Source organism: Vibrio sp. D431a (assembly GCF_030248655.1).
Classification (GTDB): Bacteria; Pseudomonadota; Gammaproteobacteria; order Enterobacterales; family Vibrionaceae; genus Vibrio; species Vibrio alginolyticus.
The window spans coordinates 1-16,841 of the sequence record NZ_JAHGAP010000032.1; the positions used below are offsets into that span (position 1 = coordinate 1).

General features: G+C 43.9%; 15 protein-coding genes, 1 tRNA gene and 1 rRNA gene. 5 read left to right on the forward strand and 12 right to left on the reverse strand.

The window, feature by feature from the left end:
* The 8 genes from KJB35_RS24040 to KJB35_RS24075 all read right to left on the reverse strand — a co-directional run.
* Nucleotides 1–81: ribosomal RNA gene (locus KJB35_RS24040) — 16S ribosomal RNA — on the reverse strand; the annotation flags it as partial.
* Between the two features lie 566 nt (nt 82–647).
* Complete coding sequence (locus tag KJB35_RS24045) at nt 648–1,901, reverse strand: HD-GYP domain-containing protein (RefSeq protein ID WP_005381029.1); 1,254 nt, start codon at nt 1,899–1,901, stop codon at nt 648–650.
* Nucleotides 1,902–2,031: 130 nt separating this feature from the next.
* The gene (locus tag KJB35_RS24050) at nt 2,032–3,030 is read right to left on the reverse strand and encodes a LacI family DNA-binding transcriptional regulator (RefSeq protein WP_213908212.1); all 999 of its coding nucleotides are present in this window, start codon (nt 3,028–3,030) and stop codon (nt 2,032–2,034) included.
* Between the two features lie 104 nt (nt 3,031–3,134).
* Nucleotides 3,135–3,890, reverse strand: a complete 756-nt coding sequence (chbG, locus tag KJB35_RS24055) for a chitin disaccharide deacetylase (protein WP_005381046.1) — start codon at nt 3,888–3,890, stop codon at nt 3,135–3,137.
* A gap of 18 nt (nt 3,891–3,908) precedes the next feature.
* A complete protein-coding gene (locus KJB35_RS24060) occupies nt 3,909–5,231 on the reverse strand; it encodes a 6-phospho-beta-glucosidase (protein WP_005381048.1) in 1,323 nt (440 codons plus the stop codon).
* A gap of 12 nt (nt 5,232–5,243) precedes the next feature.
* Nucleotides 5,244–5,555 (reverse strand): PTS lactose/cellobiose transporter subunit IIA, encoded by a 312-nt coding sequence (locus KJB35_RS24065; RefSeq protein WP_031777269.1) that lies wholly within the window; start codon nt 5,553–5,555, stop codon nt 5,244–5,246.
* 51 nt (nt 5,556–5,606) lie between these two features.
* Nucleotides 5,607–6,941 carry a PTS sugar transporter subunit IIC gene (locus tag KJB35_RS24070; protein WP_005381064.1) on the reverse strand — a complete coding sequence of 445 codons (1,335 nt, stop codon included), beginning with the start codon at nt 6,939–6,941 and terminating at the stop codon, nt 5,607–5,609.
* Nucleotides 6,942–7,029: 88 nt separating this feature from the next.
* Complete coding sequence (locus KJB35_RS24075; RefSeq protein WP_025767645.1) at nt 7,030–7,335, reverse strand: PTS sugar transporter subunit IIB; 306 nt, start codon at nt 7,333–7,335, stop codon at nt 7,030–7,032.
* A gap of 247 nt (nt 7,336–7,582) precedes the next feature.
* Here KJB35_RS24075 and KJB35_RS24080 point away from each other — a divergent pair, with 247 nt between their 5' ends.
* Nucleotides 7,583–8,866 (forward strand): carbohydrate-binding protein, encoded by a 1,284-nt coding sequence (locus KJB35_RS24080; protein ID WP_005381066.1) that lies wholly within the window; start codon nt 7,583–7,585, stop codon nt 8,864–8,866.
* 246 nt (nt 8,867–9,112) lie between these two features.
* Here KJB35_RS24080 and KJB35_RS24085 read toward each other — a convergent pair.
* Both KJB35_RS24085 and KJB35_RS24090 read right to left on the reverse strand, forming a co-directional pair.
* A tRNA-Leu gene (locus KJB35_RS24085) sits at nt 9,113–9,197 on the reverse strand.
* 190 nt (nt 9,198–9,387) lie between these two features.
* Nucleotides 9,388–10,053, reverse strand: a complete 666-nt coding sequence (locus KJB35_RS24090; protein WP_033906213.1) for an SDR family NAD(P)-dependent oxidoreductase — start codon at nt 10,051–10,053, stop codon at nt 9,388–9,390.
* 227 nt (nt 10,054–10,280) lie between these two features.
* On the opposite strand from KJB35_RS24090, the gene KJB35_RS24095 reads away from it, so the two are divergent.
* Complete coding sequence (locus KJB35_RS24095; protein WP_205461577.1) at nt 10,281–11,549, forward strand: DUF2254 domain-containing protein; 1,269 nt, start codon at nt 10,281–10,283, stop codon at nt 11,547–11,549.
* A gap of 184 nt (nt 11,550–11,733) precedes the next feature.
* The gene (locus KJB35_RS24100; protein WP_005381070.1) at nt 11,734–12,213 is read left to right on the forward strand and encodes an RDD family protein; all 480 of its coding nucleotides are present in this window, start codon (nt 11,734–11,736) and stop codon (nt 12,211–12,213) included.
* An 87-nt stretch (nt 12,214–12,300) separates the two neighbouring features.
* Here KJB35_RS24100 and lptG read toward each other — a convergent pair whose 3' ends face one another.
* Together lptG and lptF are read right to left on the reverse strand one after the other, a co-directional pair.
* Nucleotides 12,301–13,371: an LPS export ABC transporter permease LptG gene (gene lptG / locus KJB35_RS24105; RefSeq protein WP_005381071.1), complete on the reverse strand. Its 1,071-nt coding sequence runs from the start codon at nt 13,369–13,371 to the stop codon at nt 12,301–12,303.
* Nucleotides 13,372–13,374: 3 nt separating this feature from the next.
* Nucleotides 13,375–14,475: an LPS export ABC transporter permease LptF gene (lptF, locus tag KJB35_RS24110; RefSeq protein WP_005381072.1), complete on the reverse strand. Its 1,101-nt coding sequence runs from the start codon at nt 14,473–14,475 to the stop codon at nt 13,375–13,377.
* Between the two features lie 200 nt (nt 14,476–14,675).
* Here lptF and pepA point away from each other — a divergent pair, with 200 nt between their 5' ends.
* On the forward strand, nt 14,676–16,184 hold the full coding sequence (gene pepA, locus KJB35_RS24115; RefSeq protein WP_005381073.1) for a leucyl aminopeptidase: 1,509 nt from the start codon (nt 14,676–14,678) through the stop codon (nt 16,182–16,184).
* A 115-nt stretch (nt 16,185–16,299) separates the two neighbouring features.
* Nucleotides 16,300–16,749, forward strand: a complete 450-nt coding sequence (locus KJB35_RS24120; protein WP_005432852.1) for a DNA polymerase III subunit chi — start codon at nt 16,300–16,302, stop codon at nt 16,747–16,749.
* Nucleotides 16,750–16,841: the final 92 nt, after the last annotated feature.

Genomic DNA, 16,841 nt, shown 5'->3' on the forward strand with positions numbered 1-16,841 from the left:
GATAACTCGTTTCCGCTCGACTTGCATGTGTTAGGCCTGCCGCCAGCGTTCAATCTGAGCCATGATCAAACTCTTCAATTTAAGATTTTGTTCGGCTCAATGAATACTGAACATTCCTTTCGCTAATAAATAGCAGAAGTAATGTTTGAATTGACTGTGCTCTTATTGGTTTTTACTTTTGAAAAAGTAAAACAAAACAGCTCAAGGCTGCTTCCCAATTCGAATGGTCACTTCGTTTCATTGAAACCTAATTTGATACCGCTTTCTGTTAAGAAAGAAATATCTAATTGGATTATCATCAACGAGTGCCCACACAGATTGATAGGTCTATATTTTTAAAGAGCTTGCTTTGCGAGAAGTTTTTCTCTCAAAGCGGAGGTGCATTCTAGCGATTTAGTCGTTAGTGTCAAACACTTTTTTAAACTAATTTTTTGTAGAAGCTTTTTACCTCTTCGACCCTGCTGAAGCCTTGTGACGTCTGCCGTGTCGATGGATGCGCATTATAGGGAGAAGATTTTCTTTGGCAATACTAAAAATGCATTTTTTCTAAAAAAACATGCCAAATGGATACTTTCCATCCAACCCTAAAATTACCCAGAAATAACACTCAGGATTTATACAATTTACCCACAAAAAGCTGTGGATAACTACTCATCACTATCAAAGAAATAAGAAATACGCGAACGCGGATTTAGATACTCTTTTACTTTATCCGGTAATTTTGACGGATGAATCGCGTTAACTATCTTTATATCTTTTGAGGCAAGATCAATGATTGGCGCTTGCGTCCTTGGTACTGATGGATCGTAAACCAAGACATTCGGGAATAATAGATGCGATGCATTCACTGAGATAACCAGGCCGACCATATTATTAGAAAGCTGAACTACGGTACCCGGAGGAAACACGCCCATAAACTTAATTAGGATGTTCAGGTTCTCTTCTTTATATAGGTGTTTACAGTTCTTATATAAATGAGAGAGTGCGGTATAAGGAATCTTTTGGTCTGAGACTATCGGGGTATGGCACAAGTTATCAAACGCATTGGCTACAGCAATAATTTGAGCAAACTCGTTGATCTCATCTCCTTTCAGGCCTTTAGGATAACCAGACCCATCTCTTAGCTCATGGTGCTGCGCGATCACAATTCTCGCGACTTCGGGAAAAGCCTCGATTTGACTCGCAAGATCGACGCCATATTTAGTATGCAACTTTAAGTAGTTGGTTTCTGGCTCTGTTAGAGGTAGTTGCTTTCTTAATATTGCAGTCGGGATTTTTATTTTCCCGATATCATGGAATAGTGCGGAAAAGGAAAGCTCTTTCAACTGTGCTGCTGAGTACCCTTTAGCACGGCCAATCATCATAGAGATAACAGCCACGTTCAATGAGTGGAAATAAATATCTTCAAACTCATTTTTTCCGTTCATCAGATGTAACGTAACATTATCATCGCACATTAACTTCTCGACGATATCTTCAATAAGAAGCTTTGCTTCATCAACTGCTGCTGTCGGACGGTTACGGATTTTAGTCATGACTGAACGCATACGTGCCAGAGAGCGCTCAAACTCTTTTTCACACTGAATCACGCGTCGACGGTATGCACTTAACTTTTCTATGCGGTTCTGTTTTTCTTGCCACATTTTTTGAGTTTCATGATCTAACGACGCTTCATTTGTTACTCTGTCAGCTTGTCTTTGATCAACAGGGAGTGGAACGGCATCGCTTTGCTCTGGATTAAAGTAAACGAACTTTACGCCGAGGTGGCGGATCATCTCGACTTGCTCTTGGTCTTTAATCTTAAAGCTATTGAGTAGAAAGGGGTGATCGTTCCACTTTAGCGGAAGACGGATATGTAATCCGGGTTGAATACGATCGACCGTTAGTTTAATGGCTGCCACTTATTCACTACTGATTTATATTTCTTAAGAGAGTTAGAATACTAGTAAATTTTGTGAATAAATTCATCAGTAACTATCAAAACATCAAACCGTTATTTCTAAGCGACTCACTTGATTAGATAGAAGTAAGCTACTTTAAGGAGAGATCTGCTTTGCGTATTTTAAGCTTGGCCTCGAACACAGGCTTGTCTATTACTTCTTGATCTTTGACTAGTCCCATTAACGTTTGTACCGCTACACGGGCCATGTCACTGATAGGAAAGTGCACTGCTGATACTGTAGGGTAAAGACTTTCACAAAGATCAACACTGTCAAAGCTAGTTAATGAGATTTGCTCTGGTACAGAAATACTGTGCTCGTGTAAGTACTGCATTGCGCCAACCGTCATTTCTTCACTGCACGAAAAGACAGCCGTCACATCAGGGTGTCGTTGTAAAATTGCAGCCATTGCATCATAACCACTTTGCCGGCCATAATTCCCTTCTTCACACCAGCTTTCATCAATATCTATACCAGCATCCTTCATTGCATCAATATACCCAAGCTTTCTCAATACACTGTTATGACGTTGGGATGGACCGGCAATACAAGCAATCTTTCGATGACCACCAGCTAAAAGGTGCTCAACGGCAATACGGCTTGCATGATGATGGTTAAAGGTAACACAACGCTCTTCTATTCCTTCCACGTAGCGATCCAGGAGAACGAAAGGTGTTGGCTGTTTAGCTAGTTCACGTAAGTCATCATCTGACAAATAACGACTATGAAGTACATAGCCGTCACAACGTAAATCATTAAAACGCTGAATTGCCTCTTTTTCACCTTGTGCAGAATGATGGCCTTGAGCTGTAATCAAAAACTTCTTATGAATATCCAGCTCGGTCTGAACCTGCTCCATCATCTCGCCAAAGAAGCCCCCCGTATAGTAAGTCACCAATAACCCAACCATATTACTGGATGAGGTTGCGAGTGAACGAGCAATTGCACTGGGACGATAATTCAATTGCGCCATAGCCTGCTCTACTTTTTTTCGAGTTTCCTCACGAAATTTCCCCTCTCCATTAATAATTCGAGAAACGGTAGAGCGATTTACACCGGCGAGTTCGGCTACATCTTTAATCCTTGCCATAATGCTATTGGGTCCAACTGCAATTGTTATTAAATATTCGTTTGTATAGAACGGCTGCCAGCAATTCGTAAGGTGCTATAGGGGGCGAAGCTGGCAGCCTTTAATCATACACCGACCATTTGATTGGTAGAAACAAGCTCAGAGTAATCCGTGACAGTTATACCATGATGAGCTAACTGTTCTTTTAAAATGGGAGAGGTAAGAACTTGTAACTCTAGCTCTCGCTGAAGCGCATAGCCACTCTTTAAGATAAGCGCCTGATCGGCCTCTGCCGGGTGGCACATCACCTCAACCAAGTCATAGTCAGCTTTTAAGCTCAATAGATGTGCCATTAAGCCATCCAAGCTCACTTTTTGATCATAAAACTCATCAGTAAAGATATACCTGATTGTCATCGATTCTTGACACAAGCCAGTGCCCCGCAGTGGCACTCGGTATTCATTCGCTACTTCTTTAATAACGGGCAAAATTTGAGGGTGAGTATGCGCGTGATGATGGCTATCTAAGTGGCTTAGCTCTAACCCAAGCGATAAAAAATGTTCCACCTGAGCTTTTGCTTCATCATAAACGACCTGTGTTTCGAAGTCCTGCTTACTCCAAAGTTCGTCATAGTTGATAAAGTGCGCTCGGCCGTTAGTCAAGTTACGATGCTTCGTTATAGGCACACCTGCTGTAAACCTAAGATGAACGCCAACTTTCAAGTCTGGATTATGGCGAGCTAGTTCTAAGGCATGTTGCTCAGCATCCATACCCACCATCATGGTGGTTGAATGAACCACACCTTGCTGATGAGCTTTAACGATGCCGTTATTTACACCTCTCGTTAAACCAAAATCATCAGCATTAAAAATGACTTTCATCGGCGCCCTTCCTTAGTCTTACAACGTCGTTAGTTTAAATTGAGGTAAATACGGAGCGTTCACCGCCAGAATATCATCCAGGATTGACTTGGCGCGGCCAATGTCAGGCACCAATGGGTTATTGGTTAATGCCATAAGCGCCTTGTCATAATTACCTTCGACAGCAGCTTCTATTGTTAGCTGCTCATACGCTTTAACTTGATGGAGTAATCCTTTGATATTGTTTGACAACTCGCCAACCGCAAGAGGTTTCGCCCCCCAGCTACCAATCACGGCACTACATTCAATCACAGCATCGTCAGGTAGGCCGTTGATCGCTCCATTATTTAAAACGTTAACAACATGAATACTATTACGATTGTTATAAATTGAATCAACTAGGTTCAGTGATGCATCAGAATAATAAGCACCACCCCGCTCCTCTAACTCTTTCGGCTTATGATCGAGGGTAGGATCTTGATAGAGCTTAAATAGCGCATTTTCTGTTTCCATTACCTGCTCAGCACGAGTGCCTTTTTCATCGGCACTTTGTTTCTCTTCAGCAAGCATGGCATCAGTTTGGTAGAAGTAACGATGATAAGGACATGGTATCGCCCCCAGTGCTTTTAGAAATGCCGGATCCCACGGCTCTTCCCAGATATTCTTCATACTGAAGTTGGCACCATCACCGACTTTCTCTAATACCGTTTGAGTAATATCTTCCCCATTGAGCCATGCTTTGTGTACCCACACGAGATGGTTTAACCCAGCAAACTCAAGTTGCAGCTCTTTTGGCTCGCACTCCATCATTTCTGCAATCATCATTTCCATTGAAACGGGCACATTGCATAAACCAATACTCTTTACTTTGGTGTACTTACTGACCGCTTCGGAAACTAAACCCGCTGGGTTGGTGAAATTGAGCATCCATGCGTTTGGAGCCAACTCTTCAATGTCTTTACAGATATCAAGAATGACCGGAATGGTTCGCAGTGCTTTAGCAAAACCACCAGGGCCCGTTGTTTCTTGGCCGATGACGTCGTACTTGATTGGGATTCGCTCATCGTTAGCGCGTGCAGCAAGGCCACCAACACGAAACTGCGTCATCACAAAATCCGCATCTTTTATCGCAGCACGGCGATCGAAACCGGCTTTTATCTCAATTTTTGCTCCGGCTTTATCGACCATTCGCTGAGCCAATCCTTTGATGATCTCAAGCTTCTCAGCTCCTGACTCAATGTCCACAAAATGGATTTTCTTAACGGGTAAATATTCTAAGCGCTTAATAACCCCTTCAACCAATTCCGGGGTATAGCTACTACCACCGCCAATAATGGCAAGCTTGATCGCCTCTCTAGACATTTTCATCCCCCTTTATTTGTTCGAGATTTTTTTGTTCAGTGCGACGATTTCTACAGCCATCTCTTGAGCCAAAATCGTAGTCATTAGGTGATCTTGAGCATGCACCATCACTAACGTCATCGGGACTTTCCCTTCTCCCTGATCTTCTTCAATAAGCTGAGTCTGTATTAAGTGGGCTTTATTAATGCACTCTCTTGCTTGAGAGAGCTTCTCATCAGCCGCTTCAAAATCTTGTTCTCGAGATAAACGCAATGCCTCGTAGCTTAAACTTCTGGCTTCACCAGCATTGCAAATGATCTCCATTACAACCAATTCTTGTTCCATCATTTTCTCTCCGAAAATCGGGCCGCGGTAATTGCGGCCCATTAAGCACAGTTAAGCAGTAACGCCTTCGCCTGACGGCTGCGTATCACCTTTAGTTTCCTTCGTCGTTGGTAGTTCTTGCTCCAACATTTGCTTCTCAAACATTTTGAAGAATGGGAAGTAGATGATTAGATCAAGAATTAATAAACCAATGACGAGCAATACTGGCGCAAAGGTCCAACCGCTACCCCACGAAGCACCTATCAGTGCCGGTGTTGTCCAAGGTGTTGTAGCGACCCCCATACCCACAAAGCCGACATGCACAGCAAAATACGCAATCGTAGCGTTGATGACTGGAGCGAAGACGAACGGGATAAACAAGGTCGGGTTCATCACAACTGGGCTACCGAAGATCACTGGTTCGTTGATTTGGAAAAAGCCAGGCACCGCACTCATTCGACCAATGCTCTTAAGGTGAACAGAACGGCTAAACGACATCAGCATAACAAGAGCAAGTGTTGCACCAGAGCCGCCAATAAAGATGTAAAAATCCCAGAACGGTTGAGTAAATACGTTTGGAATCGGTTCACCTGCAACAAAGGCTTCAATGTTGGCACCAATGTTGGTCAAAAAGATTGGAGAAAGCAGTCCAACAACAATTGCAGCACCATGAATACCCGCAAACCAAAGTAGCTGGCAAAGCAATAAAGCGCCAATAATGGCAGGCAATGAGTTAGACGCACTGATTAGCGGTTTAAAGATAGCCATAACAGCATCTGGAATCAGCATGTCGTACTGGGTTTGTACGAAAAGGCTAAGTGGATATAAGGTAATGAATATCGCTAAGACTGGTAGCAATACTTCAAATGATCGCGCAATCGCCGGTGGCACCTGCTCTGGCATGCGAATCGTAATATTGTGCTTTTTCATAAAACGGTAGAGCTCCACCGAGAAAAATGCACACATCACTGCGGTGAAGATCCCGGTTCCGCCCATGTGAGACATAGACAACGCGCCATCTTTAGCTGGGGCCGCAATGAGTAAAAAAGACATTAGTGACAATACAGCACTCGTGATCCCATCCATCTTGTAAGCCTTCGCTAAACTATAAGCAACGCCCAGCGAAACAAAAATGGTCATGATCCCCATCGACATGTTGTAGGGCATCATTATGGTATCAAAATGTGTAGTGGCGAAATCGAGCCAAATTCGACCAAAAGTAAAGGTTGTATCTTCGGCAAATGGGGGGAATGCAAAAATCAAAATGAAACTACCAACAATAATAAACGGCATTGCGACAATAAAACCGTCTCTCATTGCGCGAACATGGGGCTGATTCCCCACTTTAGCTGCTATAGGGGCTATATGCTTTTCGACTGCGCCTATAATTGCGTCATAAAGCTTCATAGAATCCATCCTTATTTTAGGCAAAAGAATCCCACATCAAATATTTATATTTGATGTACAGTTATCTTTTTTAATTTAAAACTATGGTTTAGTTAATTAATTCTAATGCTTGCTCTAGTACTTCCTCTCCCTTCATCATTCCATAATGCTGAGGAGAAATCGCGTCAATGTTTTTACCATGCTCTTGCGCCGTTTTTCTTAGCTCTTCTAGCTGAAAACGTACTTGAGGCCCGAGAAGACAAACATCGTACTCTTTAATTGCATCTTCAAATGCATTCACTGACATCGCATCAATTTTGCATTCAATTCCTTTATTTTCAGCAGCTTGCTCCATTTTCTTAACAAGCATACTGGTGGACATCCCTGCGCTACAGCATAAAAGGATCTTTTTCATAGCCTTACTCCCGTTGTGTAAATTTCAACCTGCAAAAACTGTAGCAAAAATAACCAAGACAAAAAAGCGCAACCGGTTGCATTATTCGTGAACACAATCCCAATTTAGAAAATACCACCTATTTTTTTGTAATTATTTAGGTCTAGGATAAAAGTCATAAAATAATTTAAGACATCACATTAAGTTTCAAATTATCAATATTTTACTACTGACAACGTCGTTATTAATTTCTTAAAAGGAATAGAGAATGAAATTTAATAAATTGGCTATTGCAACGCTTGTAAGTGCCGCACTATCACAACACTCATTTGCTCAAACCGACTCTAAAGGCACAATTTATCTAACGTTTGATGATGGACCAATCAATGCATCTATTGACGTTATTCAAGTACTTAACCAGGAAGATATCAAAGCGACGTTTTACTTTAATGCTTGGCATTTAGATGGAATTGGTGATGAGAATGAAGACCGTTCCCTAGAAGCCTTAAAGCTCGCATTAGACACTGGTCATATTGTTGCGAACCACAGTTACGATCACATGGTGCACAACTGCGTGGATGAGTTTGGACCGAACAGTGCTGCGGAGTGTAATGCGACCGGGGACCACCAGCTTAACTCGTATCAAGACCCTGTTTACGATGCCTCAATGTTTACGGAAAACTTATCTGTGTTAGCAAAGTATTTGCCGAACATTACAAGCTACCCGAACTACAAGGCAACAGAGTTTGCTAGACTGCCCTACACCAACGGTTGGCGCGTGACGAAAGACTTCAAAGCAGATGGGTTATGTGCCACGTCTGATGACCTGAAACCTTGGGAACCAGGATATGTATGCGATACATCCAACCCATCCAACAGTGTAAAAGCAGCTATCGAGGTTCAAAATATCCTAGCGAATAACGGCTATCAAACTCACGGTTGGGATGTGGACTGGGCACCCGAAAATTGGGGCATTGAAATGCCAGCAAACAGCCTTACAGAAGCAGAAGCATTTCTTGGATATGTGGATTCCGCGTTAAACACTTGTGCACCAACAACGATTAACCCGATCAACTCCAAAGCTCAAGAGTTCCCATGTGGTACACCTTTACACGCCGATAAAGTTATCGTATTAACTCACGAGTTCCTATTTGAAGATGGTAAGCGTGGCATGGGGGCAACGCAAAACCTACCTAAGCTCGCTAAGTTTATACAGTTAGCAAAACAAGCGGGTTATGACTTCGACACAATGGATAACTACACACCGAACTGGCAAGTTGGTCATAACTACGACGCTGGCGATTACGTCTTACACCTAGGTACTGTATACCAGGCTGTAACAAACCATACTGCGCAACAAGATTGGGCACCATCTCCAACCTCTAGCCTTTGGACAAATGCAGACCCAGCCACTAACTGGACTCAGAATGTTTCCTATAAACAAGGTGATGTGGTGACTTATCAAGGTTTGCGTTATCTAGTTGATGTACCGCACGTGTCCCAAGCAGACTGGACTCCGAACACTCAAAATACCTTGTTCACAGCTCTATAGGCTGTTCCTACTATCACCATGTAGTAGTTTGCGCGAGGCATACCCCTCGCGCTTTTTTGTTTTGAAGATCCAGATACAACAAAGCCCCGACTTTCATCGAGGCTCTGTCTTAAAATATGGTACCGGTAGACGGAGTTGATTGGACTGGCATTCCTGCCGCCACCGCGAAGGCAACGCTAACTTCCTTTTGATATTTACGAGCACCTAAAACGACGAAAGGCCGCTATAAAAGCGACCTTTCTAATATGGTACCGGTGGGCGGACTTGAACCGCCACGCCCGAAGGCAACGGATTTTGAATCCGTCGTGTATACCAATTTCACCACACCGGCATCTTTGGGCTATTGCCCTTTGATGGTTGGCATTATACGTAAGCTTTTGACCTGCGCAAGCAGAAATACCTTAAATAACTATCGTTTGCTGATAATTTCGCCACAAAGTGTGACAAAGCTGTACTCATAAGAAACGTACGCTCCATTTTCTACTACTCTTCCAGATGAAAGTGAGTATACGAAACTCTTTTTAAATTCTATTCACTGTAATATCAGAAACATAACCATTCCCAATGCTCGACAACGCATTATGGAGCATCTCTGCGGCATCTTCTGCTTGCATGAAGTGACTCGTGTCCATCGTATTGCCGCTTGTTTTCCAGAATTCCGTATCCATTCCACCAGGATAAACCGCGATAATTTTCATAGGTTTTCCTTTTAGCTCCAAACGAACCGACTCAATTAATCCTTTGACGGCCCATTTCACTGCACAATACGTAGACTCTTGCGCTTTAGGTTGTTGCGCGGCAGTGGACATGATCATGACCACTTTTATTGGATGATCTTTGTAACGCTTTACTAACTCTCTTAACACATGAATCGCAGAATTCAGGTTGTTATCAATCAACTTTTGAATCTCTTCCGGCTCCTGCTCTTCCAGTAAGCCAAAATAACCACTTCCTGCACTATGAATGACCATTTCAGGCGGCTGTTTCATCCCATCAAAGAGCTGTTTCACACCTTGATGTAATGAGAGGTTGCAAGCTTGATAGCCGACGTTATGAGAGAGTTGTTTTGCTAGTGCGGATAGTTTTTCTGTATTTCTTCCTATTACATACGTCTCTTTGCCTTCCGCATCATAACGCTTTGCTAGTTCCGCCCCTAAGCCGCTACTTGCACCTGTAATTACAATCATGCGCTACCTCTTTTCAATCACATACTTTTAATTCATCTATCAATTAAGGTAACAGAATCGTGGTAATTCACACCTCAAGAGCACCATTCTTTGAAGCAAGCAGCTTTCTTACTTTCGTGATGCATGAAATATCAAGCAGAACGACGGGCATTTAACCTATGCTTAAGCAAGAATAACTTTCTGAATTTTCTATCGACTTTCTAGTGAGAACTGAATAGGAGCAAAGAATGACTGGGGCAAAATGGCAGTGGTTACTGAAACAGATGACACGAAAACTGTGGGTCCGGACGTCACTCTACGCATTACTAGCTGTTGCTACCGCCTTAATGTCGATTGTTTTAAACCAGTTCATTACTCTGCCCCCTGCCATCAACGTCAGCAAGGATTTGTTGAACAACATATTAAATATCCTCGCAACCTCCATGCTTGCAGTGACTACATTCTCTCTCAATATTATGGTCTCAGCGTACAGTGCCGCTAGTGCAGGGGTAACGCCGCGAGCGACAAAACTGTTGATGGAAGACAGCACAACACAAAATGCCTTAGCAACCTTTCTTGGCTCTTTTCTATTTAGTTTGGTAGGAATTATCGCGCTAGGTATTGGGGCCTATCATCAACAAGCACAAATTTATCTATTCATCGTGACTATCGCCGTAATCGTGATGATCATACTCACTCTGCTACGTTGGATTCAGCACCTTTCCGTACTAGGAAGGGTCAGTGAAACCACTTCATACGTAGAGCAAGCCTTGTTAGATGCGATAAGAAAACGGGGCAAAGAGCGCTGGCTAGGTGCTCACCCATGGAGCCACCCAGAGCATAAGCCCAGAGGAAGTAAACCTATTTTGAGCCAAGAAATTGGCTACTTACAGCATGTTGATATGCATCACCTCGATAGTATTGCTGAAGCAAACCAATGCACCATCTACCTTGAGCGACAACCGGGAAGTTTTGTGTACGTAGGTCAACCATTGGCTTGGGTTTGTGGAGAATTGCCAGACGAAAGCGAAGTAACGGCAGCCTTCACGATTCGAACGGAGCGTTCATATGATCAGGACCCTCGCTTTGGTTTAGTCGTTATGGCGGAAATCGCCTCACGAGCACTATCTCCGGCTGTAAATGATAATGGCACCGCGATTGACGTTCTTGGGCGTTCTGTACGAGCACTTTCATTATGGGGAGACCTACTCAGTGAGCCGCCAGCCAAAACTCGATATCCTAGACTATTTGTGCCCGCATTGAGCTACCAGGATTTGTTTGATGATGTCTTTTTGCCGATAGCACACGATGGTGCAGCGCAACTCCAAATACAGATTCGCCTACAAAAGGCCTTGCTAGCTCTCTCTAGTATGCACCCTAAGTTATTTTTGTCACCAGCAATCAAGCTGTCAGAAAAAGCTTTAGAGCTTTCATTAAGCCAACATTATACCGAAGATGAGAAACACCAACTCTCTCAGCTATCTAATCTGGTCACAGACCAAAAAGCCAATGGTTAAGAGAGTCGAATTCAGTCGAAACATATTGCTGCACGGCCTCGTGTATCATGACATGTGCTGATAACGTAGGGCAGAAAAGTCTCTTCGTTTATACACAATTAAAGACTCTGTGCGTTAGGTCTCTTTTCTCTTGGTGAGGGAATCTATATTCTGACGCACAATTTTTAAGGTAAGTGATGGAATAATGACAACGTCTACAACTCTTCCACCTGCTGGTCTCTTTCGTCGACTTGCAGCGTTGATTTACGACACATTGATTATTATCGCAATTGAAATGATGGCCGCTGGTATTGTTATGGCCGTTGTGTTTGCACTAAATGCAGCAGGATTGTTGAGCTATGGCGAGTACGCTGATGCCGCAGATATGCTCGGAAAGCACCCTGTATTGAGCCCTCTATTTACACTTTATCTTGCGGGTGTGTGGATATATTTCTTTGTGTTCTTCTGGACGCGAGCAGGACAAACTCTTGGGATGCGCGCTTGGAAGCTTCGAGTTCGCAATGCCAAAGACGGAGCACCAATTACGGTAACTCAAGCTCTGATTCGTATTTCGACATCTGGCTTTGGCTTGGCAAATTTGACTGTACCGATTGATCCGAAGAAACGTGGTTTCCACGACATTTGGGCCAAAACAGAGGTTGTTGTGTTGCCTAAGGCAAACTAACTTATCCGGGAACACAAAAAAGGAAGGCGTAATGCCTTCCTTTTACATTTGGTTCGGTAAAACTTGGTTTATTCGATGATGCTTCAGTTATAGCTTTCTTCGTAGCAGTGCAATCGCAATAGCTAAGAACACCAAACTCGGGGCCAAAGCACCAAACACTGGGGATATGCCATATACCAAGCTTAATGGACCAAAGAACTCACTGGATATGTAAAAAGTAAACCCGGCAACCACGCCCGACAATACCCTTGCCCCCATGGTCACGCTTCTGAGTGGACCGAAAACAAAAGATAGCGCCATTAACATCATCACAGCAATTGAAAGCGGCTGAGTCAACTTACGCCAAAACGCCAACTCATAGCGAGATGCGTCTTGTTCCGATGCTTTTAGGTAAGTCACATAATCATACAAACCGCTCAGTGACAGTTCTTCTGGCTTCACGGTCACCACAGCTAGCTTATCCGGTGCCAAAGAGGTGTGCCACTCCATCTGTTCGATGTCTTGCTTTGAAATTACGTTTTCATTTTCCATGTCCGTAATTTGTACGTAGCGCATCAGCCAGTTGTTATCTTGTTGGTAGTCGACTTCTTCGGCGAAAATAACTTTTTGTAGATTCTTATCATCATCAAAACGCCACATATTTAAAGCATAAAGTTTGTCGTCTTCGACTTTACCTATAAAGATAAAGTCGTTTGCGTCACGAGCCCACACACCTGAGCGCACAGACACAATGCTACCACCTGATATCGCAAACGCACGTAAGTCACGGGCCATCTTCTGGGCCTCAGGAGCGCCCCATTGACCTAACGCCATAACGACAATCATGAGCGGGACGGCCGTTTTGAGTACCGATAACCCGATATCCAGCTTAGAGAAACCAGCAGCTTGCATCACCACCAGCTCAGAGCTTGAAGCCAACATACCTAAGCCGATCAGGGCACCGAGTAATGCCGCCATTGGAAAGAACATTTCGATATCACGCGGCACACTGAGTAACACAAAGTACAACGCATGAGTGAGGTCGTACACACCTCGCCCTACTTTACGTAGCTGTTCTACATATTTGATGATGCCCGATAAGCCAACAAACGTCGCTAAAACCAAGGCAGTGGTAGAGATGATGGTTCTACCGATGTAAAGGTCTAAGATTTTGAACACAGCTTACGCGAGCCTCTTCTTGCGGAATTTGTCTTTTATTCGTCTAGCAGCAACGCTGTCCATCATATTCGCCATGATAGCAACAATCAGCAACATCGCATTGATTGGCCACATACCAATAGCAGCCGGGATGTCACCATCTTCTAATGCAGATTTGGTTGCACTGATCGCCAAGAAATACGCTAGGTAGATCAGAATCGCAGGCCCCATTTTGGCAAACCGTCCCTGACGCGGATTCACCGCAGACAAAGGAATAACGAGCATTGTTAAGAGTGGAATACACACAAATAACGAAATTCGCCATTGTAGCTCCGCTTGCGCCTCTGGATCTGGGTGACCTATCAAGTCAACCGTTGGGTATGCTTCCCAGTCTCGCCCTTTCTTTTTGACCTCACGTTGGCCGATAACACCTTCGTATTCATCGAATTTCGTGATCATATATTCAACGCGAGTAGGCACACCTTCATAACGCGTACCTTCTTTCATAGTGATGATCTGACGACCGTCCGAAAGCTCTTTTACTTCACCAGAAGATGAGAACATCACACTCGGTAACACTGAATCTCGAGGGCGCATCTGCGCAACAAAAACGTTGCTCAAGGTATTGTCTTTAATGTCATCGATGAACACAACCGATGAACCGTCTGGTGTACCTTGGAACTGACCTTTTTTAAGTAGGTCAACGCTGTTTTCTGACGCTACCTGCTCATAAAGCTGCTCAACGCGGTCTTGAGACCACGGCGATAGCCACAACGCATTGAAAGCCGCCACCGCTGAAGTAATCAACGCTAGGTATAAGGCCGCTTGAACCAAGAATTTATTACCAATACCTGTCGCGTTCATTACGACAATTTCGCTCTCTGCATACAGACGACCAAATGTGATCAATATGCCGATATACAGACTTAAAGGCAGCATTAACAGACCCATTGCTGGCATGTTCAAACCAACAATAGAGAAAATCAATCCAGCAGGAATATCCCCATCAGAAGCATCAGCAAGAACACTTATGAATTTCTGGCTTACAAACACCAAAAAAAGCACGAAAAAAATCGCAAATTGGCTCTTGAGTGTTTCGCGGATCAAATATCTAACAATAATCACGCTGAAATTACCTATACAAAACTTGTTTTTTTGGTCGAATCACTATAGTTTCCCGTTGAACCATTTATTTTTTTAAAAATTATAAACTAGATGTTAGTCGCTTAATCAGCTCTGCATGTAAGCTTGGAGCTAAAATTCAACAAGTAAGCGATCATTATCTAACATTTAGAGCAATTTGTCTTCAGGATGTAGGAGTACGCATGGAGTTCAGTGTAAAAAGTGGCAGTCCAGAGAAACAACGTAGCGCATGTATCGTTGTTGGTGTGTTTGAACCACGTCGCCTTTCTCCAGTAGCCGAACAACTTGATAAAATCAGTGACGGTTACATCAGTTCACTACTTCGCCGTGGTGATCTAGAGGGTAAACCTGGTCAGATGCTGCTACTGCATCAAGTACCAGGTGTTTTGTCAGAGCGCGTTTTACTTGTCGGTTGCGGCAAAGAGCGTGAACTTGGCGAGCGCCAGTACAAGGAAATCATTCAAAAGACGATCAGCACACTTAACGAGACAGGCTCAATGGAGGCAGTATGTTTCCTAACTGAACTGCATGTTAAGGGTCGTGATACATACTGGAAAGTGCGCCAGGCTGTAGAAGCGACTAAAGATGGTCTATACACATTTAATCAATTCAAGAGCGTGAAACCTGAGACTCGCCGCCCACTGCGCAAGCTTGTTTTCAACGTACCAACGCGTCGTGAATTGAACTTGGGTGAAAAAGCAATCACTCATGGTCTTGCTATCGCATCAGGTGTCAAAGCCTCAAAAGACCTTGGCAACATGCCGCCAAACGTAGCTAATCCAGCTTACCTTGCTTCTCAAGCTCGTCGTCTAGCGGACGATTACGAAACCGTAACCACCAAAATCATTGGTGAGCAAGAGATGGAAAAACTGGGTATGACCTCTTACCTAGCAGTAGGCCGTGGTTCTAAAAACGAATCTATGATGTCTATCATCGAGTACAAAGGTAACCCTGACTCGGATGCAAAACCGATTGTGCTCGTAGGTAAAGGTCTAACCTTCGACTCAGGCGGTATCTCTCTAAAGCCGGGCGAAGGTATGGATGAGATGAAGTACGACATGTGTGGTGCGGCATCGGTATTCGGTACAATGAAAGCTCTGGCGAAGCTAAACCTACCAATCAACGTTATTGGTGTTCTAGCGGGCTGTGAAAACATGCCTGGCAGCAACGCTTACCGTCCAGGTGACATCCTTACAACCATGTCTGGTCAAACTGTAGAAGTTCTGAACACGGATGCGGAAGGTCGTCTCGTTCTTTGTGACGCACTGACTTACGTAGAGCGTTTCGAACCAGACTGCGTAGTAGACGTTGCAACGCTAACTGGTGCTTGTGTTATCGCACTAGGCCACCATATCAGCGGCGTAATCTCTAACCACAACCCTCTTTCTCATGAGCTAGTAAACGCTTCTGAGCAAGCGAGTGACCGTGCATGGCGTCTACCAATGGCAGACGAGTACCACGAACAGTTGAAGAGCCCGTTTGCGGATATGGCAAACATTGGTGGTCGCCCTGGTGGCACAATTACTGCGGGTTGCTTCTTATCTAAGTTCGCGAAGAAGTACAACTGGGCACACGTCGATATCGCAGGTACCGCGTGGAAATCAGGCGCAGCGAAAGGCTCAACGGGCCGCCCTGTCTCAATGCTTGTCCAATTCCTTTTGAACCGCAGCGGCCAAGAGACAGAAGAGTAATTTCTGAACAACATCTAAAAGGGCCGCAAGGCCCTTTTTTATTACCTCGATTTTCTAAAATGAAAATCGGATTTAATATGGTTTCAGGAAGAGACCAACGGCAAGTGAGAGAATGATGCAAACTGCAACCTTCTACATCATTAACGAAGAGAGCCCGCAAGCAACGGTGGCTGGCTTTGAAGAATACATTGTTTTTTTGGCTCAGCACTTTGCTCGCCAAGGCGCAAAAGTATATCTGAACTGCCAAGACAAACCGCATGCCGAGCAGCTCGCTGAAGCCTTTTGGCAAATTGATGCAGACAAGTTCATGGCACATAATCTTGTAGGCGAAGGACCGAAATACGCCACCAATATTGAAATTGGCCATGAAGGTGTAAAACCTAATTGGAACCGTCAGCTGGTAATTAATTTGGCGGAAAATGAGACAACCTTTGCGAACAAGTTTGCTCAAGTGGTAGACTTCGTGCCTTGCGAAGAAAAAGCTAAACAGCTCGCAAGAGAAAGGTATAAAATTTACCGTCAAGCAGGTTACCAGCTGCAAACGATCGAAATTCAATATCCTTAACGGTCAATCCTTATAGTTAAGCTCTCCACTCAGAGAGTTCACTTATAAAGATTGACTTAGATTCAACCATCAACGTATCCATTAAAAGAGCG

Bases quoted from the DNA above. Each gene is read 5' to 3' on its own strand.
- KJB35_RS24065 (WP_031777269.1), bottom strand. From the start codon at position 5,555: ATGGAACAAGAATTGGTTGTAATGGAGATCATTTGCAATGCTGGTGAA.
- KJB35_RS24070 (WP_005381064.1), bottom strand. From the start codon at position 6,941: ATGAAGCTTTATGACGCAATTATAGGCGCAGTCGAAAAGCATATAGCC.
- KJB35_RS24075 (WP_025767645.1), bottom strand. From the start codon at position 7,335: ATGAAAAAGATCCTTTTATGCTGTAGCGCAGGGATGTCCACCAGTATG.
- chbG (WP_005381046.1), bottom strand. From the start codon at position 3,890: ATGAAAGTCATTTTTAATGCTGATGATTTTGGTTTAACGAGAGGTGTA.
- KJB35_RS24120 (WP_005432852.1), top strand. From the start codon at position 16,300: ATGCAAACTGCAACCTTCTACATCATTAACGAAGAGAGCCCGCAAGCA.
- KJB35_RS24095 (WP_205461577.1), top strand. From the start codon at position 10,281: ATGACTGGGGCAAAATGGCAGTGGTTACTGAAACAGATGACACGAAAA.
- pepA (WP_005381073.1), top strand. From the start codon at position 14,676: ATGGAGTTCAGTGTAAAAAGTGGCAGTCCAGAGAAACAACGTAGCGCA.
- KJB35_RS24090 (WP_033906213.1), bottom strand. From the start codon at position 10,053: ATGATTGTAATTACAGGTGCAAGTAGCGGCTTAGGGGCGGAACTAGCA.
- KJB35_RS24100 (WP_005381070.1), top strand. From the start codon at position 11,734: ATGACAACGTCTACAACTCTTCCACCTGCTGGTCTCTTTCGTCGACTT.
- KJB35_RS24080 (WP_005381066.1), top strand. From the start codon at position 7,583: ATGAAATTTAATAAATTGGCTATTGCAACGCTTGTAAGTGCCGCACTA.
- KJB35_RS24060 (WP_005381048.1), bottom strand. From the start codon at position 5,231: ATGTCTAGAGAGGCGATCAAGCTTGCCATTATTGGCGGTGGTAGTAGC.
- KJB35_RS24050 (WP_213908212.1), bottom strand. From the start codon at position 3,030: ATGGCAAGGATTAAAGATGTAGCCGAACTCGCCGGTGTAAATCGCTCT.